28 protein-coding genes and 1 pseudogene are annotated in these 20,104 nt (G+C 58.3%); 3 read left to right on the forward strand and 26 right to left on the reverse strand.

Annotated elements, in window-relative coordinates; genetic code table 11:
• Positions 1-105 precede the first annotated feature (105 nt).
• The 25 genes and pseudogenes from rplO to rpsL all read right to left on the reverse strand — a co-directional run bounded on the left by rplO (position 106) and on the right by rpsL (position 14,537).
• Positions 106-585: a 50S ribosomal protein L15 gene (gene rplO / locus AGR2A_RS11965; RefSeq protein WP_003521009.1), complete on the reverse strand. Its 480-nt coding sequence runs from the start codon at positions 583-585 to the stop codon at positions 106-108.
• A gap of 16 nt (positions 586-601) precedes the next feature.
• Positions 602-808: a 50S ribosomal protein L30 gene (gene rpmD, locus AGR2A_RS11970; RefSeq protein ID WP_003495212.1), complete on the reverse strand. Its 207-nt coding sequence runs from the start codon at positions 806-808 to the stop codon at positions 602-604.
• An 11-nt stretch (positions 809-819) separates the two neighbouring features.
• Positions 820-1,389 (reverse strand): 30S ribosomal protein S5, encoded by a 570-nt coding sequence (gene rpsE, locus AGR2A_RS11975; protein WP_004442585.1) that lies wholly within the window; start codon positions 1,387-1,389, stop codon positions 820-822.
• A gap of 119 nt (positions 1,390-1,508) precedes the next feature.
• On the reverse strand, positions 1,509-1,871 hold the full coding sequence (gene rplR / locus AGR2A_RS11980) for a 50S ribosomal protein L18 (protein ID WP_003507787.1): 363 nt from the start codon (positions 1,869-1,871) through the stop codon (positions 1,509-1,511).
• Positions 1,872-1,883: 12 nt separating this feature from the next.
• Positions 1,884-2,417 carry a 50S ribosomal protein L6 gene (rplF, locus tag AGR2A_RS11985; RefSeq protein WP_003495204.1) on the reverse strand — a complete coding sequence of 178 codons (534 nt, stop codon included), beginning with the start codon at positions 2,415-2,417 and terminating at the stop codon, positions 1,884-1,886.
• Positions 2,418-2,460: 43 nt separating this feature from the next.
• On the reverse strand, positions 2,461-2,859 hold the full coding sequence (gene rpsH, locus AGR2A_RS11990) for a 30S ribosomal protein S8 (RefSeq protein WP_004442588.1): 399 nt from the start codon (positions 2,857-2,859) through the stop codon (positions 2,461-2,463).
• A 12-nt stretch (positions 2,860-2,871) separates the two neighbouring features.
• Entirely contained in the window at positions 2,872-3,177 is a 306-nt protein-coding gene (gene rpsN, locus AGR2A_RS11995; RefSeq protein ID WP_004442591.1) for a 30S ribosomal protein S14, read from the reverse strand.
• Positions 3,178-3,210: 33 nt separating this feature from the next.
• Positions 3,211-3,765, reverse strand: a complete 555-nt coding sequence (gene rplE / locus AGR2A_RS12000; RefSeq protein WP_003495201.1) for a 50S ribosomal protein L5 — start codon at positions 3,763-3,765, stop codon at positions 3,211-3,213.
• Positions 3,758-4,066: a 50S ribosomal protein L24 gene (gene rplX, locus AGR2A_RS12005; RefSeq protein ID WP_003521006.1), complete on the reverse strand. Its 309-nt coding sequence runs from the start codon at positions 4,064-4,066 to the stop codon at positions 3,758-3,760. The genes rplE and rplX overlap by 8 nt, the downstream gene beginning before the upstream one ends.
• Positions 4,067-4,078: 12 nt before the next feature.
• Positions 4,079-4,447, reverse strand: a complete 369-nt coding sequence (gene rplN, locus AGR2A_RS12010) for a 50S ribosomal protein L14 (RefSeq protein WP_003495199.1) — start codon at positions 4,445-4,447, stop codon at positions 4,079-4,081.
• Between the two features lie 234 nt (positions 4,448-4,681).
• Positions 4,682-4,918, reverse strand: a complete 237-nt coding sequence (gene rpsQ, locus AGR2A_RS12015) for a 30S ribosomal protein S17 (protein ID WP_003495195.1) — start codon at positions 4,916-4,918, stop codon at positions 4,682-4,684.
• 11 nt (positions 4,919-4,929) lie between these two features.
• On the reverse strand, positions 4,930-5,130 hold the full coding sequence (rpmC, locus tag AGR2A_RS12020) for a 50S ribosomal protein L29 (RefSeq protein ID WP_003495193.1): 201 nt from the start codon (positions 5,128-5,130) through the stop codon (positions 4,930-4,932).
• Between the two features lie 12 nt (positions 5,131-5,142).
• On the reverse strand, positions 5,143-5,556 hold the full coding sequence (gene rplP, locus AGR2A_RS12025; protein WP_003495190.1) for a 50S ribosomal protein L16: 414 nt from the start codon (positions 5,554-5,556) through the stop codon (positions 5,143-5,145).
• A 38-nt stretch (positions 5,557-5,594) separates the two neighbouring features.
• The gene (gene rpsC, locus AGR2A_RS12030) at positions 5,595-6,326 is read right to left on the reverse strand and encodes a 30S ribosomal protein S3 (protein WP_004442600.1); all 732 of its coding nucleotides are present in this window, start codon (positions 6,324-6,326) and stop codon (positions 5,595-5,597) included.
• The gene (gene rplV, locus AGR2A_RS12035) at positions 6,326-6,715 is read right to left on the reverse strand and encodes a 50S ribosomal protein L22 (protein ID WP_003521005.1); all 390 of its coding nucleotides are present in this window, start codon (positions 6,713-6,715) and stop codon (positions 6,326-6,328) included. Before rplV ends, rpsC begins: the two co-directional genes overlap by 1 nt.
• 2 nt (positions 6,716-6,717) lie before the next feature.
• Positions 6,718-6,996 carry a 30S ribosomal protein S19 gene (rpsS, locus tag AGR2A_RS12040; RefSeq protein ID WP_003507772.1) on the reverse strand — a complete coding sequence of 93 codons (279 nt, stop codon included), beginning with the start codon at positions 6,994-6,996 and terminating at the stop codon, positions 6,718-6,720.
• Positions 6,997-7,011: 15 nt separating this feature from the next.
• Positions 7,012-7,848, reverse strand: coding sequence for a 50S ribosomal protein L2 (rplB, locus tag AGR2A_RS12045; RefSeq protein ID WP_003521004.1), 837 nt, complete (start codon positions 7,846-7,848; stop codon positions 7,012-7,014).
• Positions 7,849-7,891: 43 nt separating this feature from the next.
• A complete protein-coding gene (locus tag AGR2A_RS12050) occupies positions 7,892-8,185 on the reverse strand; it encodes a 50S ribosomal protein L23 (protein WP_003521003.1) in 294 nt (97 codons plus the stop codon).
• On the reverse strand, positions 8,182-8,802 hold the full coding sequence (gene rplD / locus AGR2A_RS12055) for a 50S ribosomal protein L4 (protein ID WP_003495173.1): 621 nt from the start codon (positions 8,800-8,802) through the stop codon (positions 8,182-8,184). Before rplD ends, AGR2A_RS12050 begins: the two co-directional genes overlap by 4 nt.
• Positions 8,803-8,814: 12 nt before the next feature.
• Positions 8,815-9,456, reverse strand: coding sequence for a 50S ribosomal protein L3 (gene rplC / locus AGR2A_RS12060; protein ID WP_004442604.1), 642 nt, complete (start codon positions 9,454-9,456; stop codon positions 8,815-8,817).
• 168 nt (positions 9,457-9,624) lie between these two features.
• Positions 9,625-9,933, reverse strand: coding sequence for a 30S ribosomal protein S10 (gene rpsJ / locus AGR2A_RS12065; RefSeq protein ID WP_003507767.1), 309 nt, complete (start codon positions 9,931-9,933; stop codon positions 9,625-9,627).
• Between the two features lie 311 nt (positions 9,934-10,244).
• A pseudogene (gene tuf / locus AGR2A_RS12070) lies at positions 10,245-11,419 on the reverse strand (elongation factor Tu).
• A gap of 65 nt (positions 11,420-11,484) precedes the next feature.
• Positions 11,485-13,584 (reverse strand): elongation factor G, encoded by a 2,100-nt coding sequence (gene fusA / locus AGR2A_RS12075; protein ID WP_004442619.1) that lies wholly within the window; start codon positions 13,582-13,584, stop codon positions 11,485-11,487.
• Positions 13,585-13,618: 34 nt separating this feature from the next.
• Positions 13,619-14,089 carry a 30S ribosomal protein S7 gene (gene rpsG / locus AGR2A_RS12080; RefSeq protein ID WP_004442621.1) on the reverse strand — a complete coding sequence of 157 codons (471 nt, stop codon included), beginning with the start codon at positions 14,087-14,089 and terminating at the stop codon, positions 13,619-13,621.
• Between the two features lie 76 nt (positions 14,090-14,165).
• Entirely contained in the window at positions 14,166-14,537 is a 372-nt protein-coding gene (gene rpsL, locus AGR2A_RS12085) for a 30S ribosomal protein S12 (protein WP_003507760.1), read from the reverse strand.
• Positions 14,538-15,065: 528 nt separating this feature from the next.
• Here rpsL and AGR2A_RS12090 point away from each other — a divergent pair.
• The 3 genes from AGR2A_RS12090 (at position 15,066) to AGR2A_RS12100 (ending at position 16,904) form a co-directional block, all read left to right on the forward strand.
• Positions 15,066-15,359, forward strand: coding sequence for a hypothetical protein (locus AGR2A_RS12090; protein ID WP_003523731.1), 294 nt, complete (start codon positions 15,066-15,068; stop codon positions 15,357-15,359).
• Between the two features lie 12 nt (positions 15,360-15,371).
• The gene (locus AGR2A_RS12095; RefSeq protein WP_072494602.1) at positions 15,372-15,722 is read left to right on the forward strand and encodes a VOC family protein; all 351 of its coding nucleotides are present in this window, start codon (positions 15,372-15,374) and stop codon (positions 15,720-15,722) included.
• A gap of 96 nt (positions 15,723-15,818) precedes the next feature.
• Positions 15,819-16,904, forward strand: coding sequence for a helix-turn-helix transcriptional regulator (locus tag AGR2A_RS12100; RefSeq protein WP_034495656.1), 1,086 nt, complete (start codon positions 15,819-15,821; stop codon positions 16,902-16,904).
• A 138-nt stretch (positions 16,905-17,042) separates the two neighbouring features.
• Here the strand turns inward: AGR2A_RS12100 and AGR2A_RS12105 are convergent.
• The coding region (locus AGR2A_RS12105) for a DNA-directed RNA polymerase subunit beta' (RefSeq protein ID WP_080822944.1) at positions 17,043-20,104 on the reverse strand (3,062 nt) is incomplete at its 5' end.

Below are 20,104 nucleotides of genomic sequence, written 5' to 3' on the forward strand. Positions count from 1 at the left end.
AGAGATTTCCCTGATGCTCTATAAATCGATTTAGATCGAAAGCAACAGTGGCCAGGGAGCGCAAACGCCCGGAGCGACAAGCCCCGGGCGCCTGAAGTCTATATATTACTCGGCGGCTTCTGCTGCAACTGCGAGAAGCTTGATCGAGCCGCCAGCCTTTTCGATCTTTTCGATTGCGGGCTTGGAAGCACCGGCAACTTCGAAAGCGACCTTAGCCTTCAGCTCGCCGTCGGCGAGAATACGAACGCCGTCCTTGGCGCGGCGGATAACGCCGGCAGCCTTGAGAGCAGCAGCATCGATCGTTGCGGAAGCGTCAAGCTTCTTGGCGTCGATGGCGGTCTGAATGCGGCCGAGCGATACGACAACATATTCGGAAGCGAAGATGTTGTTGAAACCGCGCTTCGGCAGACGACGGTAGATGGGCATCTGACCGCCTTCGAAGCCGTTGATGGCGACGCCCGAACGAGCCTTCTGACCCTTCACACCGCGACCACCGGTCTTGCCCTTGCCGGAACCGATACCGCGACCTACGCGGATACGATCCTTGGAGGCGCCTTCGTTGTCTCTGATTTCATTGAGTTTCATGATAGGTTACTCCGTCTCACTTCTCGTCAACGACGCGAACGAGATGCTGGACCGCACGGATCATGCCGCGAACCGCCGGAGTGTCTTCCAGGGTACGCTGACGATGCATCTTGTTGAGACCCAGACCCACCAGCGTCTGACGCTGGATTGCCGGGCGGCGAATAGGGCTGCCGATCTGTTCGACCGTAACAGTCTTCTTGGCTTCAGTAGTTTTCTTGGCCATGATCCAGCTCCTTATTCTTCAGAAGCGTTGCCGGAAGCGGCACGACGAGCCTGAAGGGTCGCATACTTCAGACCGCGCTGTGCAGCGATGTCCTTCGGATGAACCTGATGCTTCAGAGCGTCGAACGTCGCGCGAACCATGTTGTACGGGTTCGAAGAACCGGTCGACTTTGCAACAACGTCATGAACGCCGAGCGTTTCGAAAACGGCGCGCATCGGACCACCGGCGATGATACCGGTACCGGCCTTGGCCGAACGCAGCAGAACCTTGCCTGCGCCGTGACGGCCATTGACGTCGTGATGCAGCGTGCGGCCATCGCGCAGCGGAACGAAGATCAGATCGCGCTTTGCGCTTTCAGTTGCCTTGCGGATCGCTTCCGGAACTTCACGAGCCTTGCCGTGACCGAAACCAACGCGGCCCTTCTGGTCGCCAACGACGACGAGAGCGGCGAAGCCGAAACGACGGCCGCCCTTAACAACCTTTGCAACGCGGTTGATCGCGACCAGCTTGTCGACGAATTCGCTATCGCGCTCTTCGCGGTTCTGACGCTCTTCGCGGGAACCTCTTTTATCCTGTGCCATTGTCCTTGTCCTTTTTCTTTTACGGGTGGAACGGCAAACGAAAAGACCAGCGGCCCCGAAGACGAGATCCGCATGGTCCGGTGAAATTCCGCCCGGATCGATGTCCGGGCGGAAAAAAATCAGAAGTTCAGGCCGCTTTCGCGGGCTGCATCTGCCAGAGCCTTGATACGGCCGTGATAGATGAACGCGCCACGGTCGAATACAACATCCTTGACGCCAGCCTTGACGCCGCGCTCGGCAACCAGCTTGCCGACAACAGCTGCTGCTGCAACGTCGGCGCCAGTCTTGAGCGAGCCGCGCAGATCGGCTTCGAGCGTGGAGGCAGACGCAAGCGTCTTGCCAGCAACGTCATCGATGATCTGGGCGTAGATGTTCTTCGACGAGCGATGAACCGACAGGCGCGGGCGGCCGTTGGCAACCGCCTTGATCTGGCGGCGCACACGGCTCGCGCGACGTGCAAGTGCTTCTTTCCTGCTAGCCATTTCGCGTGATCCTTACTTCTTCTTGCCTTCTTTGCGTACAATACGCTCTTCAGCGTACTTTACGCCCTTGCCCTTGTAGGGCTCGGGACCGCGGTATTCGCGGATTTCCGCGGCAACCTGGCCAACCTGCTGCTTGTTGATGCCGGAAACGATGATTTCCGTCGGCTTCGGAACGGCAATGGTGATGCCGACCGGAGGCTCGTACACAACGTCGTGGCTGAAACCGAGAGCCAGCTGCAGGTTCTTGCCCTGCATGGCGGCACGGTAACCAACGCCGTTGATTTCGAGCTTGCGCTCATAGCCGTCCTTAACACCCTTGAAGATGTTCTCGATCATCGTGCGGGACATGCCCCACTTCGAACGAGCTTCCTTGGTGCCGTTAGCCGGCGTTACGGAAACGCCGTTATCTTCGAGCTTCAGCTGAATGTCGTCGTTAGCGACGAAAAACAGTTCACCCTTCGGGCCCTTAGCAGTAACCTTCTGGCCGTCGACATTGGCCGTCACACCTGCGGGAACCGGAACGGGCTTTTTACCGATACGAGACATTATTCAATCCTGTCTGTTCGTTATGGAGATCCTTGCTCGGGTCTTAGAAGACCGAGCAAAGAACCTCGCCACCAACGTTCTGTTCGCGAGCCTGGTGATCGGCCATCACGCCCTTCGGGGTCGAAAGGATGGTGATGCCGAGGCCGTTCGCGACCTGCGGAATGGACTTTACCGAGACATAAACCCGGCGGCCCGGCTTGGAAACGCGGCCGATCTCACGGATCACGGACGCGCCTTCGTAGTACTTCAGCTCGATGGTGAATTCGGACTTGCCGTTTTCGAAATCGACCTTGGAATAACCGCGAATGTAGCCTTCAGACTGCAGCACGTCGAGAACGCGTGCGCGGAGGCTGGAAGCAGGCGTGCTTACCGAAGACTTACGGCGAGCAGCACCATTGCGGATGCGGGTGAGCATATCACCCAAAGGATCAGTCATGGTCATGTGCCCGTCTCCTTACCAGCTCGACTTGACAATGCCCGGCACCTTGCCGGAATTGCCCAGCTCACGAAGCGCGATACGCGACATCTTGAGCTTGCGATAGAACGCGCGCGGACGGCCCGTTACTTCGCAGCGGTTGCGGATACGCGTCTTCGAGCCGTCACGCGGCAGCGAAGCGAGCTTCAGGGTGGCCTTGAACCGCTCTTCGATCGGAAGGGACTGGTTCATCACGATCGCCTTGAGGGCCGCGCGCTTGCTGGCCTGCTGGGCGACCGACTTGCGGCGGCGCTTGTTCTTTTCAACTGCGCTTGTTTTCGCCATATCGGAGTTCCTTTTCTACGCTCGTCGTTACGGTTAGTGACGGAACGGGAAGTTGAACTCTGTCAGCAGAGCCCGAGCTTCGTCGTCCGACGTCGCCGTCGTGCAAACGATGATGTCCATGCCCCACATCTGATCAACCTTATCGTAGTTGATCTCAGGGAACACAATGTGTTCCTTGATGCCCATGGCGAAGTTGCCACGGCCGTCAAAGCTCTTCGGGTTCAGGCCCCGGAAGTCGCGAACGCGCGGCAGCGCGATGTTGACCAGACGATCAAGGAATTCGTACATGCGGGCGCCACGAAGGGTAACCTTCGCACCGATCGGCATGCCTTCGCGAACCTTGAAACCAGCGATCGAGTTGCGAGCGCGGGTAACGACCGGCTTCTGGCCGGCAATCGCAGCCAGATCACCGGCAGCGATCGTGGGCTTCTTGGAGTCGGCAGTCGCTTCGCCAACGCCCATGTTGATCACGATCTTTTCAAGCTTCGGGATCATCATGACGTTTGCGTAGGAGAACTTCTCCTGCATGGCGCCACGGATACGGGAAACGTATTCCGTCTTGAGACGCGGCTCGTACTTATCAGCCATCGATCACTTCTCCCGAACGCTTGGCCACGCGGACCTTCTTGCCATCCACAACCGAGAAGCCAACGCGGGTCGGCTTGCCATCCTTGTCGACGATGGCGATGTTGGAGATGTGCAAGGATGCTTCCTTGTTGATGATGCCGGCTTCCTGGGCCTGGGTCTGGCGCTGGTGACGCTTCACCATGTTTACGCCACGCACAACGGCCCGGTCTTCCTTCGGCAAAACCTGGATTACTTCGCCGGTACGGCCCTTGTCCTTACCGGTCAATACGACAACCTTGTCGCCTTTACGAATTTTCTGCATCGCATACGCTCCTTACAGTACTTCCGGAGCCAGCGAGATGATCTTCATGTGGTTCTTGGCGCGAAGTTCGCGCGGAACCGGTCCGAAGATACGGGTGCCGATGGGCTCTTTCTTGTTGTCGATAAGAACGGCTGCGTTGTTATCGAAACGGATGACGCTGCCGTCAGCGCGGCGGATGTCCTTGGCGGTGCGCACGACAACCGCCTTCATCACGTCGCCCTTCTTGACGCGGCCGCGCGGAATAGCTTCCTTGATGGAAACGACAATAATGTCGCCAACAGAAGCATATTTGCGCTTCGAGCCGCCCAGCACCTTGATGCACATGACACGACGTGCGCCGGAATTATCCGCCACGTCGAGGTTTGTTTGCATCTGAATCATGTCAGGTCGCCTTCTTGTTGTTACCGGAACGGTTGGGCAAACTCTCCCGAGCGAGCCCCCTGCTCCAGCTTATGAATATCTCTTTTTTTGCGCGGAAAAATCGTGACAGGGTGGTTTCCCGAAGGACCTTCCGTGCGCATCAAAGCAAAAGACGCTCGGGTCACGAGCGTCCTTGCGCTGCTTCATACAGGAATTCGCGCCAAGTGCAAGACACCTGGCGCGATTCTGATGAAATTAAGCCTGGGCGGAAACGACCGTCCAGCGCTTGTCCTTGGAGATCGGTGCGCATTCCTCGATGGAAACGACATCGCCGACCTTATACTGATTGTTTTCGTCGTGTGCCTTGTACTTCTTCGAACGACGAACGGTCTTCTGAAGCAGCGGGTGAGCGAATCGACGCTCAACACGAACTACGACAGTCTTCTCGTTCTTGTCGGACACAACGACGCCCTGCAGAATGCGTTTCGGCATATTATTCTTCCTTAGGCCTTGGCTTCTGCCGCCTTCTGGCGGGCAATGGTTTTAACGCGGGCGATATCCTTGCGGACTTCGTTGATGCGCGAGGACTTCTCCAGCTGACCAGTTGCCTTCTGGAAGCGCAGGTTGAACTGCTCCTTCTTCAGATCGGCGAGCTTGTCCTTGAGCTGGTCGGCGCTGAGGCCGCGAACTTCATCGGCTTTCATGTGCCTTGCTCCTTACTCTGCGATGCGCTGTACGAAGCGCGTCTTGACCGAGAGCTTGGCAGCGCCGAGACGAAGCGCCTCACGGGCGATCTCCTCGGACACACCGTCGATCTCGAACATCATACGACCGGGCTTGACCTTGCATGCCCAGTAATCGACCGAACCCTTGCCCTTACCCATACGAACTTCGGTCGGCTTTGCCGTAACCGGAACGTCGGGGAATACGCGGATCCACACGCGACCTGCGCGCTTCATGTAACGCGTGATCGCGCGGCGGGCCGCTTCGATCTCGCGTGCATTCACGCGGTTCGGTTCCTGCGACTTCAAGCCGAATTCACCGAATGCCAGGTCAAAGCCGCCCTTGGCGACGCCCTTGATGCGTCCCTTGAACTGCTTACGGTACTTAGTACGCTTTGGCTGCAACATTTTCTTACTTCTCCGAGCTTATCTTTCGCCAGCGTCAATCAAGCGTTTTCGCGACGACGATCGCCACGATCGCCACGCTCACGGCTTGCAGGGCCCTGTGCGTCGCCTTCGAGACCGCGACGCTCAGAAGCCATCGGATCGTGCTCAAGGATTTCGCCCTTGAAGATCCAGACCTTGATGCCGCAGATGCCGAATGCGGTTTCAGCTTCAGCCGTGCCGTAGTCGATGTCCGCACGCAGCGTGTGCAACGGAACGCGACCTTCGCGGTACCATTCGGTACGAGCGATTTCAGCACCGCCAAGACGGCCGCCGCAGGTGATCTTGATGCCTTCGGCGCCAAGACGCATTGCGGACTGAACAGCACGCTTCATCGCACGGCGGAAAGCCACGCGGCGCTCGAGCTGCTGAGCGATCGACTGGGCAACCAGCGTCGCGTCGATTTCCGGCTTGCGCACTTCAACGATGTTGAGGTGCGTTTCGGAGTTGGTCATCTCGGAAAGCTTCTTGCGAAGCTTCTCGATGTCTGCACCCTTCTTGCCGATGATCAGACCCGGACGAGCCGAGTGGATCGTGACGCGGCACTTCTTGTGCGGACGCTCGATGACGACCTTTGCGATACCGGCCTGCTTGAGTTCCTTGATCAGGTAAGCCCGGATCTTCAGGTCTTCATGCAGCAGCTTGCCGTATTCTGCGGTGTCAGCGTACCAGCGGCTATCCCAGGTACGGTTGATGCCGAGGCGGAAGCCGATCGGATTGATTTTCTGACCCATTATGCGGCCTCCCCTTTTTCCTCGACTTCACGAACAACGATCGTGAGGTGAGCGAACGGCTTTTCAATGCGGGAAGCACGACCACGGCCACGAGCGTGGAAACGCTTCATGGTGATGGACTTGCCAACATAGGCCTCGGCGACGACGAGAGCGTCGACGTCGAGGTCGTGGTTGTTTTCCGCATTGGCAATTGCAGATTCCAGCGTCTTCTTGACGGTGCCTGCAATGCGCTTGCGGGAGAATTCGAGCTCGGCGAGAGCGCGATCAACCTTCTTGCCACGGATAAGAGCGGCAACCAGGTTCAGTTTCTGGGGGCTGACGCGGAGCGTACGGGCAACGGCCTGAGCCTCGTTGTCCTTCAGCCGGCGTTCGGTCTTAGCCTTCGCCATGATTACTTCCTCTTTGCCTTCTTGTCCGCGCCGTGACCGTAATAGGTACGGGTCGGAGAGAATTCACCGAACTTGTGTCCGACCATGTCTTCGTTAACGGAGACGGGCACATGCTTGCTGCCGTTGTAGACGCCGAAGGTCAGACCAACGAACTGCGGCAGGATCGTGGAGCGACGGCTCCAGATCTTGATTACTTCGTTACGTCCGCTCTCGCGCACCTTCTCAGCCTTGGTGAGAAGATAGCCGTCAACAAACGGACCTTTCCATACTGAACGAGCCATTAGTGACTACCTCTCTTACTTCTTACGCTGATGGCGCGAGCGCATGATGAACTTGTCGGTCGACTTGTTCGAACGGGTGCGCTTGCCCTTCGTGGGCTTGCCCCACGGAGTAACCGGGTGGCGACCACCCGACGTGCGACCTTCACCACCACCGTGCGGGTGGTCGACCGGGTTCATGACGACGCCGCGAACGTGCGGACGCTTGCCGCGCCAACGGGAACGACCGGCCTTGCCGTCGTTGATGTTGGCGTGGTCAGAGTTCGAAACAGCGCCGATCGATGCGAGGCAGGAGCCGTGCACCAGACGCTGTTCGCCCGAGTTGAGACGCAGGATGGCCATGCCGGCATCGCGGCCGACGAGCTGGACATACGTACCGGCGGAGCGAGCGATCTGACCGCCCTTGCCCGGCTTCATCTCGACGTTGTGGATGATCGAACCGACCGGAATGTACTGAAGCGGCATGGTGTTGCCGGGCTTCACGTCCACTGCCTTGTCGGAGGCGATCACCTTGTCACCAGCAGCGAGACGCTGTGGCGCGAGAATGTAAGCCTGTTCGCCGTCGGTATACGTAACCAGCGCGATGAACGCGGTGCGGTTGGGGTCGTATTCCAGACGTTCAACGGTGCCTTCAACGTCGAACTTGCGACGCTTGAAGTCAACCAGACGGTAGGTCCGCTTGTGACCGCCACCCTGGAAACGGACGGTGATCCGGCCCTGGTTGTTACGGCCACCCTTGGAGCTGAGGCCCTGGGTGAGAGCCTTTACCGGCTTGCCCTTGTAGAGCGAAGCGCGGTCCACGATAACCAGCTGGCGCTGGCTCGGCGTGGTCGGATTGAAACTTTTCAATGCCATTTTATTGTTCCCTTTTGGGTCTTTGCCCGCTTGGGCCTAACCTTTAGAGTCCGGTGGACACGTCGATGGATTGACCTTCGGCGAGCGTGACGACGGCTTTCTTGACGTCCTTCAGCTTACCGGCGAACCCACGGAAACGACGGGTCTTACCCTTGCGGATAAGCGTGTTCACAGCCGTGACTTTGACGCCGAAGAGAGCTTCCACGGCAGCCTTGATTTCAGGCTTGGAAGCATTCTTGGCGACGTTGAATACGACCTGGTTCTGTTCGGATACCAGCGTCGACTTTTCCGTGATCGAAGGAGATACGATCACATCGTAGTGGCGAAGATCCGTCATTTGAACCGCTCCTCCAGAGCCTCTACAGCAGCCTTGGAAAGCACCAGCTTGCCACGGCGCAGGATGTCGTAAACATTGATGCCCTGTACCGGCAGAACGTCCACGTTCGGGATGTTCTGAGCAGCGAGCTTGAAGTTGCCATCAAGTTCGGCGCCGCCGATAACGAGAGCGTTGGTCAGGCCAAGCGAAGCGAAGCTGCCCAGCAGAGCCTTGGTCTTTGCTTCGGACGCGACGAGCTGATCGACGATGATCAGTTCTTCAGCCTTCAGCTTTGCAGACAGGGCGTGACGCAGAGCGAGCGCACGAACCTTCTTGGGAAGGTCATGGGCGTGGCTGCGAACGACCGGGCCGTGGGCCTTGCCGCCGCCGCGGAACTGCGGTGCGCGAGCCGAATGGTGACGAGCGCGGCCCGTACCCTTCTGCTTGTACATCTTCGCACCGGTGCGGGAAACTTCCGACCGGTTCTTGGACTTGTGGGTTCCCTGCTGCTTCTTTGCAAGCTGCCAGCGAACCATGCGGGCCAGAATGTCCTGGCGGGGGTCGAGGCCAAAGATCTCATCCGACAGAGAAACCTTGCCGGCGTCTTTTCCCTCGAGGGTCTTGACGTTCAATTCCATGATAAGGCTCCCTTACTTCGCAGCCGACTTGACGGCGTCGCGGACGATGATCCAGGAACCCTTCGAGCCGGGAACTGCACCCTTCACGAGGATGAGGCCACGGTCTTCATCAGTCGAAACGACTTCGAGGTTCTGGGTCGTAACGCGGGTCTGGCCCATATGACCAGCCATGCGCTTGCCCTTCCAGACGCGACCCGGATCCTGGTTGGAACCAGTCGAACCGTGTGCACGGTGCGAGATCGAGTTACCGTGCGAAGCGCGGCCACCACCGAAGTTGTGACGCTTCATAGCACCGGCGAAACCCTTACCGATCGTGGTTCCGGTGACATCGACCAGCTGGCCGGTTTGAAAATGATTTGCGGTCAGTGTTGCACCGATGTCGATCAGGTTCTCGGGGGAAACCCGGAACTCGACGAGCTTTGCCTTCGGTTCGACATTGGCAGCGGCAAAGTGACCGCGAAGCGCCTTCGTCGTGTTCTTGACCTTGGACTGGCCGGCACCGAGCTGAACTGCGGTGTAGCCATTCTTGTCTTCCGTGCGCTGGGCAACGACTTGTACGTTATCCAGTCGCAATACTGTTACAGGGATATGTTCACCTGCGTCGTTATAGACGCGTGTCATACCCACTTTCTGTGCAATCACACCTGAACGCATTGGTTCATCCTCTTGCGAGCCTTGAAGGGAAAACCCTCTCTGGCCTTTGTTAAGGAGTGCCCTTCGACATCTCACGATGTTTCCGGTCTCCGGTTTGGAAGTCGTTGGATTGCTCCACGTACCTTCCTTGTTATTTCAGCCCTTACCTTGAATGGTTCGGGCCGGGTCTTAGAGCTTGATTTCCACGTCAACGCCAGCAGCGAGGTCGAGCTTCATAAGGGCATCGACAGTCTGCGGGGTGGGGTCAACGATATCGAGAAGACGCTTGTGCGTCCGCATTTCGAACTGTTCACGGCTCTTCTTGTCAACGTGGGGAGAGCGGTTGACAGTAAACTTTTCGATGCGGGTGGGGAGCGGAACCGGGCCGCGAACGCTGGCGCCGGTGCGCTTTGCGGTCGACACGATTTCACGGGTAGAGGCATCGAGGATCCGGTGATCGAACGCCTTGAGGCGGATACGGATATTCTGGCCGTTCATTCGTCTTGTCCTTGTTCTTTGTTATTCGTTTCCGCACGCGGAAACACATGAACTTCTATTGATCGTGGCGCCGCAGATTTTCAAAAATCGAGAGGAATGCGCGTCGCACCCCAATCATTTCAGTAGTCTGTATTGCTAAAAACACCGCGTTCCGCAATCGCTTGCGAATCCAGCGGTGAATGTGAGTGCGCGTTTACGCGCTTTCACCGAATTTTTCAAGCACTAAAAATGCAACGCCGCCAGGCTTTTTACCAAAAGTCCGGCGGCGGTGCTGTTCACACCGCCGCCAGCCTGAATTTCAACGGTCGAGATTACTCGACGATCGAGGCAACGATGCCGGCGCCGACGGTACGGCCGCCTTCGCGGATAGCGAAGCGCAGCTTTTCTTCCATCGCGATCGGAACGATCAGCTCGACGTCAACCGTGACGTTGTCGCCAGGCATAACCATTTCCGTGCCTTCCGGAAGCGTAACGATGCCCGTAACGTCCGTCGTGCGGAAGTAGAACTGCGGACGGTAGTTCGTGAAGAACGGCGTATGACGGCCGCCTTCTTCCTTCGTCAGGATGTAGGCTTCTGCCTTGAACTTCTTGTGCGGCTTTACCGAACCCGGCTTGCACAGGATCTGACCACGCTCGACGCCGTCACGGTTAACACCGCGAACCAGTGCACCGATGTTGTCGCCAGCCTGGCCCTGGTCGAGCAGCTTGCGGAACATTTCAACGCCGGTAACAGTCGTCTTCGAGGTCGGACGGATGCCGACGATTTCGACTTCTTCACCAACCTTGACGATACCGCGCTCAACGCGACCCGTCACAACCGTACCACGGCCCGAGATCGAGAACACGTCTTCGATCGGCATCAGGAACGGCTGGTCAATCGGACGCTCAGGCGTCGGGATGTAGGCGTCAACCGCAGCCATCAGCTCGCGGATCGCGTCTTCACCGATCTTCTTGTCGGAATCTTCAAGAGCAGCAAGCGCGAACCCTTGATGATCGGAATATCGTCGCCCGGGAAGTCGTAGGACGACAGAAGTTCGCGAACTTCAAGCTCAACGAGCTCGAGAAGCTCGGCGTCGTCAACCTGGTCGACCTTGTTGAGGAACACGACGATGGCCGGAACGCCAACCTGACGGGCAAGCAGGATGTGCTCGCGCGTCTGCGGCATCGGGCCGTCAGCGGCGGAGCAAACCAGGATCGCGCCGTCCATCTGGGCAGCACCGGTGATCATGTTCTTCACGTAGTCGGCGTGGCCGGGGCAGTCAACGTGAGCGTAGTGACGGTTGGCCGTCTCGTACTCAACGTGTGCCGTCGAGATCGTGATACCACGAGCCTTCTCTTCAGGAGCCGCGTCGATCTGGTCATACGCCTTGAACTCGCCGAAGAACTTCGTGATTGCTGCCGTCAGCGACGTCTTGCCATGGTCAACGTGACCGATCGTGCCAATGTTGACGTGCGGCTTCGTCCGCTCAAACTTGCTCTTTGCCATTAGTGGCTCTCCATTCTTGTCCCGTGACGGGAATAATCTTCAAAATTCGGTGGGGCGTACCCCGATCACTTCTGACCGGAGTACTTTGCCTGGATTTCCTGCGCCACGTTCGACGGAACCGGCGAATAGTGATCGAACGTCATCGAGTACTGAGCGCGACCCTGCGACATGGAGCGCAGGTTATCGACGTACTTGAACATGTTCGCGAGCGGAACATGCGCGTTGATGACGACGGCGATACCACGGCTTTCCTGGCCCTGAATCTGACCACGACGGGAGTTCAGGTCGCCGATAACGTCGCCGACATAGTCTTCCGGCGTTACGACTTCGACCTTCATCATCGGCTCGAGAAGCTGTGCACCAGCCTTCTTGGCTGCTTCACGGAAGCAGGCACGCGATGCGATTTCGAAGGCGAGAACCGACGAGTCAACATCGTGGAATGCACCGTCGACCAGCGTCGCCTTGACGCCGAGCATCGGGAAGCCAGCCAGCGGACCGGAAGACAGAACGCTTTCGATACCCTTCTGAACGCCCGGGATGTATTCCTTCGGAACAGCACCACCGACGATCTTCGACTCGAACTTGAAGTCTTCGCCTTCGGGGTTCGGTTCGAAGATGATCTTCACGCGAGCGAACTGACCGGTACCACCGGACTGCTTCTTGTGCGTGTAGTCTTCTTCGTGCTGACGCGTGATCGTTTCGCGGTAGGCAACCTGCGGAGCACCGACGGTTGCTTCAACCTTGAACTCGCGACGCATACGGTCAACGATGATGTCGAGGTGAAGTTCGCCCATGCCGGCAATGATGGTCTGGCCGGATTCGTCGTCGGTCTTGACGCGGAAGGACGGATCTTCTGCAGCCAGACGGTTGAGCGCGAGGCCCATCTTTTCCTGGTCGCCCTTGGTCTTCGGCTCGATCGCGATCTGGATGACCGGCTCGGGGAATTCCATGCGCTCGAGGATAACCGGCTTCAGCGGATCGCAGAGCGTATCGCCAGTGGTGGTTTCCTTGAGGCCAGCCAGAGCAACGATGTCGCCTGCATAGGCTTCTTCGATGTCTTCACGGCTGTTGGAGTGCATCTGCAGCATACGGCCGACGCGCTCGCGCTTGTCCTTGACCGTGTTCATAACAGACGTGCCCTTTTCGAGCTTGCCCGAGTAGATGCGTGCGAACGTGAGCGAACCGACGAAGGGGTCGTTCATGATCTTGAACGCGAGCATGGAAAGCGGCTCGGAATCGTCAGCGTGACGCTCGATTTCGGCTTCCGTCTTGGCGTCGATGCCCTTGATCGCCGGGATGTCCAGCGGCGAAGGCAGATAGTCGACAACGGCGTCGAGGAGCGGCTGAACGCCCTTGTTCTTGAACGCGGTACCGCAGAACATCGGGTGGAACTTCACGTCGATGGTGCCGCGGCGAACAAGTTCACGAATCTTGTCGTTGTCCGGGTAGTTGCCTTCGAGGTAGGCTTCCATCGCTTCTTCGTCGATCTCGACAACCGTCTCGATCAGCTTTTCGCGATATTCTTCAGCCTTGGCCTTCATGTCCTCGGGGATCTCGACGACGTCCCACTGGGCGCCGAGCGACTCGTCGCGCCATACGAGAGCATTCATCTCGATCAGGTCGATAACGCCCTTGAACTCGGTCTCAGCGCCGATCGGCAGCTGCATGACAACGGCAGTGGCGCCGAGACGGGTCTTGATCATTTCTACCGAGCGGTAGAAGTCAGCACCGGTCTTGTCCATCTTGTTGCAGAAGATCATGCGCGGAACATGATACTTCTCAGCCTGACGCCAGACGGTTTCCGTCTGCGGCTCAACACCGGCGTTGGCGTCGAGCAGCGCAATGGCGCCGTCGAGAACGCGCAGCGAACGCTCGACTTCGATGGTGAAGTCAACGTGGCCGGGGGTGTCGATGATGTTGAAGCGACGGGTCTTGCCGTCACGGCCCTTCCAGAAGGTCGTGGTCGCAGCGGACGTGATGGTGATACCACGCTCCTGCTCCTGCTCCATCCAGTCCATCGTGGCTGCGCCATCGTGAACTTCGCCGATCTTGTGCGACTTACCGGTGTAATAGAGAATACGCTCGGTGGTGGTCGTCTTGCCGGCGTCGATATGCGCCATGATACCGAAATTGCGGTAGTCTTCGATTTTATATTCGCGAGCCATAATGGACTGCCTTTCGATATGCGATCGGTTAAGATTACCAGCGGTAATGCGAGAATGCGCGGTTAGCGTCGGCCATCTTGTGCGTGTCTTCACGCTTCTTGACGGCGGAGCCGCGGTTGTTCGCAGCGTCCATGAGTTCGCCGGAGAGGCGATCGATCATGGTCGTTTCGTTGCGCTTGCGCGCAGCGGTGATCAACCAGCGGATTGCGAGGGCCTGGCGACGCTCGGGACGAACATCAACCGGAACCTGGTATGTCGCACCACCAACGCGGCGCGAACGCACTTCAACATGCGGCGCAACATTGTCGAGGGCCGAATGGAACACGGCGAGCGGCTCCTGCTTCGTCTTGCCCTGAACGACGTCGAACGCGCCGTAAACGATGCTTTCTGCTACCGACTTCTTGCCGTGAAGCATGATGGCGTTCATGAACTTGGTGACGACCAGATCACCGAACTTCGGATCCGGGTTGATCTCACGCTTTTCTGCACTATGGCGACGGGACATACTTTTTGTCTCTCAATGTTATTGACGCTATACCACGCGGAGAACCTCGCGCAGCGCCGAATTGTTGTTGCCGAAATTACTTCGGACGCTTCGCACCGTACTTCGAACGGCGCTGCTTGCGGTTCTTGACGCCCTGGGTATCGAGAACACCGCGGATGATGTGGTAACGAACGCCCGGCAAGTCCTTCACGCGGCCGCCGCGGATCATGACGACAGAGTGTTCCTGAAGGTTGTGACCTTCGCCAGGAATGTAGCCGATGACTTCGAAGCCGTTGGTGAGGCGGATCTTGGCAACCTTACGCAGAGCCGAGTTCGGCTTCTTCGGGGTCGTCGTGTAAACGCGGGTGCAAACACCACGCTTCTGCGGGTTTTCCTGCAGGGCAGGAACCTTGTTGCGCTTTACCTGTGCCTGGCGAGGCTTGCGGATCAGCTGGTTTACGGTAGGCATATAACCATCCCTTGCAAAAACTACTTTAGCCACCCTCACGGGTGGCGGCTATGCCGTTGCCGGCGACGATGCACGCATATATCCTCATGCGCAAAACTTGGCCCGATCCGGTTTCACGGATGGACCACCAAGAGCAGAGGACACCGGATGAGGCGTCTTGCGTGCAACATTCGTGTCTTCTACGTGCAATGGAGACCCGTTTGAGATGATGTTCGGGAAAAAGCTTACCGAACGGCCAGCACCCACAGAGGCTCCGATGGCGGGCGTACTACTGTTTTAGCCAGCTTTCGTCAAGGGTGAATCCGCATTTTGCGCCCGCGCCCGGGACCACGAACGCCACCGCAACGCCATTTCCCCCTCCCTATACCATAAGTCGGCATCAACGGCAGCGATTTTAACCTCCGGCCTTTGGCTTTTCATAAAATCCGTCTATTGATTCCCTCAGGCTGGCCGGACATGGCCGCGCCGCGGGCGGAACCGATTCCCCCTGCCCTGATGACAGCAACGAAAGATCAAGGAAACCGCGTCATGAGCACCCTCCCCGACAACGACAACGGACGCGACGAGCCGATGGTCTTCATCGTCATCGGCAAGGCTTACGAAACCGACAACTCCGAGGGTATCGACATTCACGTCATCCTCAGGGCGCCGGATGACGACACAGCCGTTCGCGAAACGCTGAACGCGCTTTCCGAGGAAGGCTTCATCGAAGCCGATCTCGACCAGATCGGCATGCTGACCGAAATTCCCGATGAAGAGCCGCACGCCTCGGCCTATCAGGGCGCGCTCGAAGGCGAAGTCGCCATCATCCGCTTCGCCTGAAGAGCCTCGGCCATGGCGGTCAGACGTGTCGTCGCCAACATCGCTACCTCCGACCCCGCGCGGGCGCAGGTCTTTTATGGCGATATCCTCGGCATGCCGGTCGCCATGGATCACGGCTGGATCGTCACCCATGCCAGCCCGCTTGAGGCGCCGGCGCAGCTAAGCTTTGCGCGCGAAGGCGGTTCCGGCACAGATGTGCCGGACTTCTCCATAGAAGTCGACAATTTCGACGAGGTCCGCGACCGGATCGTCGCAGCCGGACTGCCGATAGAATACGGTCCCACCGTCGAGTCCTGGGGCGTACGTCGCCTGTTCGTACGCGACCCTTTTGGAAAGCTTGTCAATATATTAAGTCACTTATAGAATATACAGTCTGAATAATAGTATTGATTCTTAAAAGATTGAATGCCGCGCAAACATAGGCTTAGAATATTTCCGACGCAAAATTTCGGGGTCGGGTTGGATACTTTATCATCGTCTGACATTATCGATGACATTTATGAAGCGGCGCTTTTTCCCGACCGCTGGTCGCAGGTTCTGGCAAATGCCGGCGGCCGCCTCGGTTTTTGGGGCGGCGCCATCACCTGGGGCAAGGGGGAAGACCAGGCCTGGCTGCACACGCCCAACTTTCAAGAGCTGATGAAGGACTACATGGCGGGAGGCTGGAATCACCGCAATGATCGCCTTACGCGTACTGCCCGTGAAGGCCGGTTCGCCTTCGTGCAGGATTTCGACGTCTTCACCCCTGATGAATGGGCCGAACTGCCGATCGTCCGTGAGTTCCTCAGGCCCCGCGGCCTGGGCTATGGTGCGACGACACAGGTCGCGCCGCCCGGCCATCCGGAGATGACGGTACTGTTTGAACACAGGCTGGAAGCTGGCATAATCCGGCCTGATACGATGGCTGCACTCGCCGGACTGAGGCCACACATCGCCCGTAGCCTTGCGCTCGCAACGCGGCTGCAACGGCAGAAAGCCGACGCGATGACCTTCGGCCTCAATGCCATTGGCGCTCCGGCGGCCGTGCTGCAGGCAAACGGCCTCATTCTCTCGGCCAACGATCTCTTCCTGTCACTGCAGAAATGTTTCGCCGCCCCCACACGCGACAGTATTGCCATTGCTGACGAGAGGGTGAACCGGCTCCTGTACAAAGCGCTGGCCGGGCACGATGCCGGTTCCTTCCCTCTCCCCGCCGGTGAAGATAGACCCTGCATTCTTCACGTCATACCGCTGCGCAAGACGGCGCTCGACTTATCTCCGAAAGGCAACGCCATCGTGCTCATATCGCAGCCCACCGGCACCATTGCCGACGCAAGCGCGTTGTTGAAGGGGCTATACGACCTCACAAGAGGCGAGGCACGCGTGGCTTTGGAAATCATGAAAGGACTTTCGCTACCGGCAGTGGCGAAGCAATTGCAGATTTCCCATGAAACGGTGCGCAGCAACGCAAAGTCGATCTATGCCAAGACCGGCAGCGCAGGCCAGACCGATCTTGTTCGGCGCCTCTCTGTCCTGACCCGCTACAACATCCGGAAACAGGACTAGCCCTGTCGCATATCCAGGAATGCCGGGCGACGGTGGAGGCGCCCGGCCTCTGTCCATACAAACAAAAACGCCCGGATTGCTCCGGGCGTTTTGCTTCGAACTTTGGGGGGCTCCGCAAAGCCCCTGCCCCGTCTGACCTTACTCGGCAGCCGGAGCCTGGTCCGTCATGTCCTGCAGCATCTGGTTTGCAGAACCTGCACCGGTACCCTTGCGGCGTTCCTCGAGAATGAGGTCGTCGCGCGAGGTGGCGATGCGGCGGATCTGCGTCATGGTGCCGCCGGTACCGGCCGGGATGAGACGGCCGACAATGACGTTTTCCTTGAGGCCCTGCAGCGTGTCCGTCTTGCCAGCAATCGCAGCTTCCGTGAGAACCTTGGTGGTTTCCTGGAAGGATGCGGCCGAGATGAAGGACGGCGTCTGCAGCGAAGCCTTGGTGATGCCGAGCAGAACCGGCTCGCCATAGGCAGGCTTCTTGCCTTCTTCGATCAGGCGGTCGTTGTTGTCATCGAGCTCGATGCGATCAACGTTGTCACCCACGATGTACTGGCTATCGCCAGCATCGGTGATTTCAACCTTCTGCAGCATCTGGCGAACGATCACCTCGATGTGCTTGTCGTTGATCACAACGCCCTGCAGACGGTAGACTTCCTGGATTTCGTTCACGAGGTAGGAAGCCAGAGCTTCCACGCCCTTGATCGCCAGAATGTCGTGCGGCGCCGGGTTACCGTCGAGGATGTATTCACCCTTTTCGATATAGTCGCCTTCCTGAAGGTGGAAGGGCTTGCCCTTCGGGATCAGGTATTCGACCGGCTCGACGCCGTCTTCCGCAGGCTCGATCATCACGCGGCGCTTGTTCTTGTAGTCGCGGCCGAGGCGGATCGTACCATCGATCTCTGCGATGATGGCGTGATCCTTCGGACGACGGGCTTCGAACAGTTCCGCAACGCGCGGCAGACCACCGGTGATGTCCTTCGTCTTGGCGCTTTCCAGCGGCGAACGTGCAAGCACGTCACCCTGGGAGACCTTCGCACCCGGCTCGACCGACAGGATGGCGTCGACCGAGAGCTGGAAGCGGGCTTCGCCACCACGGGCAAGCTTCGCAACAGCGCCGGACGCGTCCTTGATGACGATCGCAGGCTTGAGATCCGAACCGCGCGGCGTCGAGCGCCAGTCAATGACCTGACGCTTGGTGATGCCGGTGGATTCGTCGGTTGCTTCCAGAACGGAGAGACCGTCGACGAGGTCTTCGAAGTGAACGGTACCTTCCACTTCCGTCATCATCGGACGGGTGTAGGGGTCCCACTCTGCAAGACGCTGGCCACGCTTTACCTTGTCGCCATCATCAACGAAGATCTTCGAACCGTAAGCCACACGCTGTGTAGAACGTTCCGCGCCGCGCTCATCAAGGATCGTAACGGACATGTTACGGCCCATGGCGATGAGAACGCCTTCGGAGTTCCGCAGGATGTTGCGGTTCTTGATCTGGATCGTGCCTTCATAAGACGCTTCGAGGAACGACTGGTCGACCACGTTTGCCGTGCCACCAAGGTGGAACGTACGCATGGTGAGCTGCGTGCCCGGTTCACCGATCGACTGAGCGGCGATAACGCCAACGGCTTCGCCCATGTTGACAGGCGTACCGCGTGCAAGGTCACGACCGTAGCAGACGCCGCAGACACCAACCTGCACTTCGCAGGTGAGCGCCGAGCGGATGCGAACGGACTGGATGCCAGCCTTCTCGATGGCAGCCACGTCGGCTTCGTCAATCAGCGTACCGGCCTTGACGATGTTCTCGCCGGTGACCGGGTTGTCGATGTCATCGAGAGCCGTACGACCGAGGATACGCGCGCCGAGCGAAGCAACCACCTGACCGGCATCAACGATGGCAGTCATGGTGAGGCCCTTGTCGGTGCCGCAATCCCTGGAGTTGACGATGCAATCCTGCGCGACGTCGACGAGACGACGGGTCAGGTAACCCGAGTTCGCGGTTTTCAGGGCGGTGTCTGCGAGACCCTTACGGGCACCGTGGGTCGAGTTGAAGTACTCGTTAACGGTCAGGCCTTCCTTGAAGTTCGAGATGATCGGCGTCTCGATGATTTCACCCGATGGCTTCGCCATCAGACCGCGCATGCCGCCCAGCTGACGCATCTGGTTCGGAGAACCACGAGCACCCGAGTGAGACATCATGTAGATGGAGTTCATCGGCTTCTGGCGGCCCGTTTCCGGATCGAACTCGACAGCCTTGATGCGTGCCATCATCTCTTCGGCGACCTTTTCGGTTGCCTTGCCCCAAGCGTCGACAACCTTGTTGTACTTTTCGCCCTGGGTGATGAGACCGTCATTGTACTGCTGTTCGTATTCCTTCACGAGAGCTTCGGTGTCGCCAACGATCTTCACCTTGCTGTCAGGAATGACCATGTCGTCCTTGCCGAACGAAATGCCGGCGCGGCAGGCATGGGCAAAGCCGAGCTGCATGATGCGGTCACAGAAGATGACCGTGTCTTTCTGGCCGCAATGACGGTAGACCGTGTCGATCATCTTGGAGATGTTCTTCTTGGTCATTTCCTGGTTGCAGACGTCGAAAGGCACGTTGACGTTCTTCGGCAGAAGTTCGCCAATCAGCATACGGCCGGGGGTCGTCTCATGGATCTTCGAAACCGGCTTGCCATCGGCATCCACGGTCTTGAAGCGACCACGGATCTTGGCATGCAGCGTCACGACCTTGTTTTCAAGTGCGTGATGCAGCTCACCGATGTCGGAGAAGGCCATGCCTTCGCCCGGCTCGTTCTGGTTCATGATCGACAGGTAATACAGGCCGAGAACCATGTCCTGCGAAGGAACGATGATCGGGTGGCCGTTTGCCGGATGCAGGATGTTGTTGGTCGACATCATCAGCACGCGCGCTTCCAGCTGGGCTTCCAGTGAAAGCGGAACGTGAACAGCCATCTGGTCACCGTCGAAGTCGGCGTTGAAGGCCGTGCAGACGAGCGGGTGCAGCTGGATGGCCTTGCCTTCAACCAGCATGGGTTCGAAAGCCTGGATACCCAGACGGTGCAGCGTCGGCGCGCGGTTCAAGAGAACCGGATGTTCGCGGATGACCTCGTCGAGGATATCCCAAACCTCAGGCTTTTCCTTTTCAACCAGCTTCTTGGCCTGCTTGACGGTCGAGGAGTAACCCTTGGCGTCGAGGCGGGCGTAGA

This window comes from Agrobacterium genomosp. 2 str. CFBP 5494 (genome assembly GCF_900013495.1).
GTDB classification, from domain to species: Bacteria; Pseudomonadota; Alphaproteobacteria; order Rhizobiales; family Rhizobiaceae; genus Agrobacterium; species Agrobacterium pusense.

Excerpts from the sequence above, each read along its gene's own strand:
- rplN (WP_003495199.1), bottom strand. The coding sequence starts at position 4,447 with ATGATTCAGATGCAAACAAACCTCGACGTGGCGGATAATTCCGGCGCA.
- rplD (WP_003495173.1), bottom strand. The coding sequence starts at position 8,802 with ATGGAATTGAACGTCAAGACCCTCGAGGGAAAAGACGCCGGCAAGGTT.
- AGR2A_RS12095 (WP_072494602.1), top strand. The coding sequence starts at position 15,372 with ATGGCGGTCAGACGTGTCGTCGCCAACATCGCTACCTCCGACCCCGCG.
- rplE (WP_003495201.1), bottom strand. The coding sequence starts at position 3,765 with ATGGCTGATAAGTACGAGCCGCGTCTCAAGACGGAATACGTTTCCCGT.
- rpsH (WP_004442588.1), bottom strand. The coding sequence starts at position 2,859 with ATGACCATGACTGATCCTTTGGGTGATATGCTCACCCGCATCCGCAAT.
- AGR2A_RS12090 (WP_003523731.1), top strand. The coding sequence starts at position 15,066 with ATGAGCACCCTCCCCGACAACGACAACGGACGCGACGAGCCGATGGTC.
- rplX (WP_003521006.1), bottom strand. The coding sequence starts at position 4,066 with ATGCAGAAAATTCGTAAAGGCGACAAGGTTGTCGTATTGACCGGTAAG.
- rpsL (WP_003507760.1), bottom strand. The coding sequence starts at position 14,537 with ATGCCTACCGTAAACCAGCTGATCCGCAAGCCTCGCCAGGCACAGGTA.
- rplB (WP_003521004.1), bottom strand. The coding sequence starts at position 7,848 with ATGGCATTGAAAAGTTTCAATCCGACCACGCCGAGCCAGCGCCAGCTG.
- rplP (WP_003495190.1), bottom strand. The coding sequence starts at position 5,556 with ATGTTGCAGCCAAAGCGTACTAAGTACCGTAAGCAGTTCAAGGGACGC.
- rpsN (WP_004442591.1), bottom strand. The coding sequence starts at position 3,177 with ATGGCGAAAACAAGCGCAGTTGAAAAGAACAAGCGCCGCCGCAAGTCG.
- rpsS (WP_003507772.1), bottom strand. The coding sequence starts at position 6,996 with ATGGCTCGTTCAGTATGGAAAGGTCCGTTTGTTGACGGCTATCTTCTC.
- AGR2A_RS12050 (WP_003521003.1), bottom strand. The coding sequence starts at position 8,185 with ATGACGGATCTTCGCCACTACGATGTGATCGTATCTCCTTCGATCACG.
- rpsQ (WP_003495195.1), bottom strand. The coding sequence starts at position 4,918 with ATGCCGAAACGCATTCTGCAGGGCGTCGTTGTGTCCGACAAGAACGAG.
- rplO (WP_003521009.1), bottom strand. The coding sequence starts at position 585 with ATGAAACTCAATGAAATCAGAGACAACGAAGGCGCCTCCAAGGATCGT.
- rpsE (WP_004442585.1), bottom strand. The coding sequence starts at position 1,389 with ATGGCACAGGATAAAAGAGGTTCCCGCGAAGAGCGTCAGAACCGCGAA.
- rplF (WP_003495204.1), bottom strand. The coding sequence starts at position 2,417 with ATGTCTCGTATCGGTAAAAAGCCCGTTCCGGTTCCCGCAGGTGTGACG.
- rpmC (WP_003495193.1), bottom strand. The coding sequence starts at position 5,130 with ATGAAAGCCGATGAAGTTCGCGGCCTCAGCGCCGACCAGCTCAAGGAC.
- rpsG (WP_004442621.1), bottom strand. The coding sequence starts at position 14,089 with ATGTCCCGTCGCCATAGTGCAGAAAAGCGTGAGATCAACCCGGATCCG.
- fusA (WP_004442619.1), bottom strand. The coding sequence starts at position 13,584 with ATGGCTCGCGAATATAAAATCGAAGACTACCGCAATTTCGGTATCATG.
- rplC (WP_004442604.1), bottom strand. The coding sequence starts at position 9,456 with ATGCGTTCAGGTGTGATTGCACAGAAAGTGGGTATGACACGCGTCTAT.
- rplR (WP_003507787.1), bottom strand. The coding sequence starts at position 1,871 with ATGGCTAGCAGGAAAGAAGCACTTGCACGTCGCGCGAGCCGTGTGCGC.
- rplV (WP_003521005.1), bottom strand. The coding sequence starts at position 6,715 with ATGGCGAAGGCTAAGACCGAACGCCGGCTGAAGGACAACGAGGCTCAG.
- rpsC (WP_004442600.1), bottom strand. The coding sequence starts at position 6,326 with ATGGGTCAGAAAATCAATCCGATCGGCTTCCGCCTCGGCATCAACCGT.
- rpsJ (WP_003507767.1), bottom strand. The coding sequence starts at position 9,933 with ATGAACGGCCAGAATATCCGTATCCGCCTCAAGGCGTTCGATCACCGG.
- rpmD (WP_003495212.1), bottom strand. The coding sequence starts at position 808 with ATGGCCAAGAAAACTACTGAAGCCAAGAAGACTGTTACGGTCGAACAG.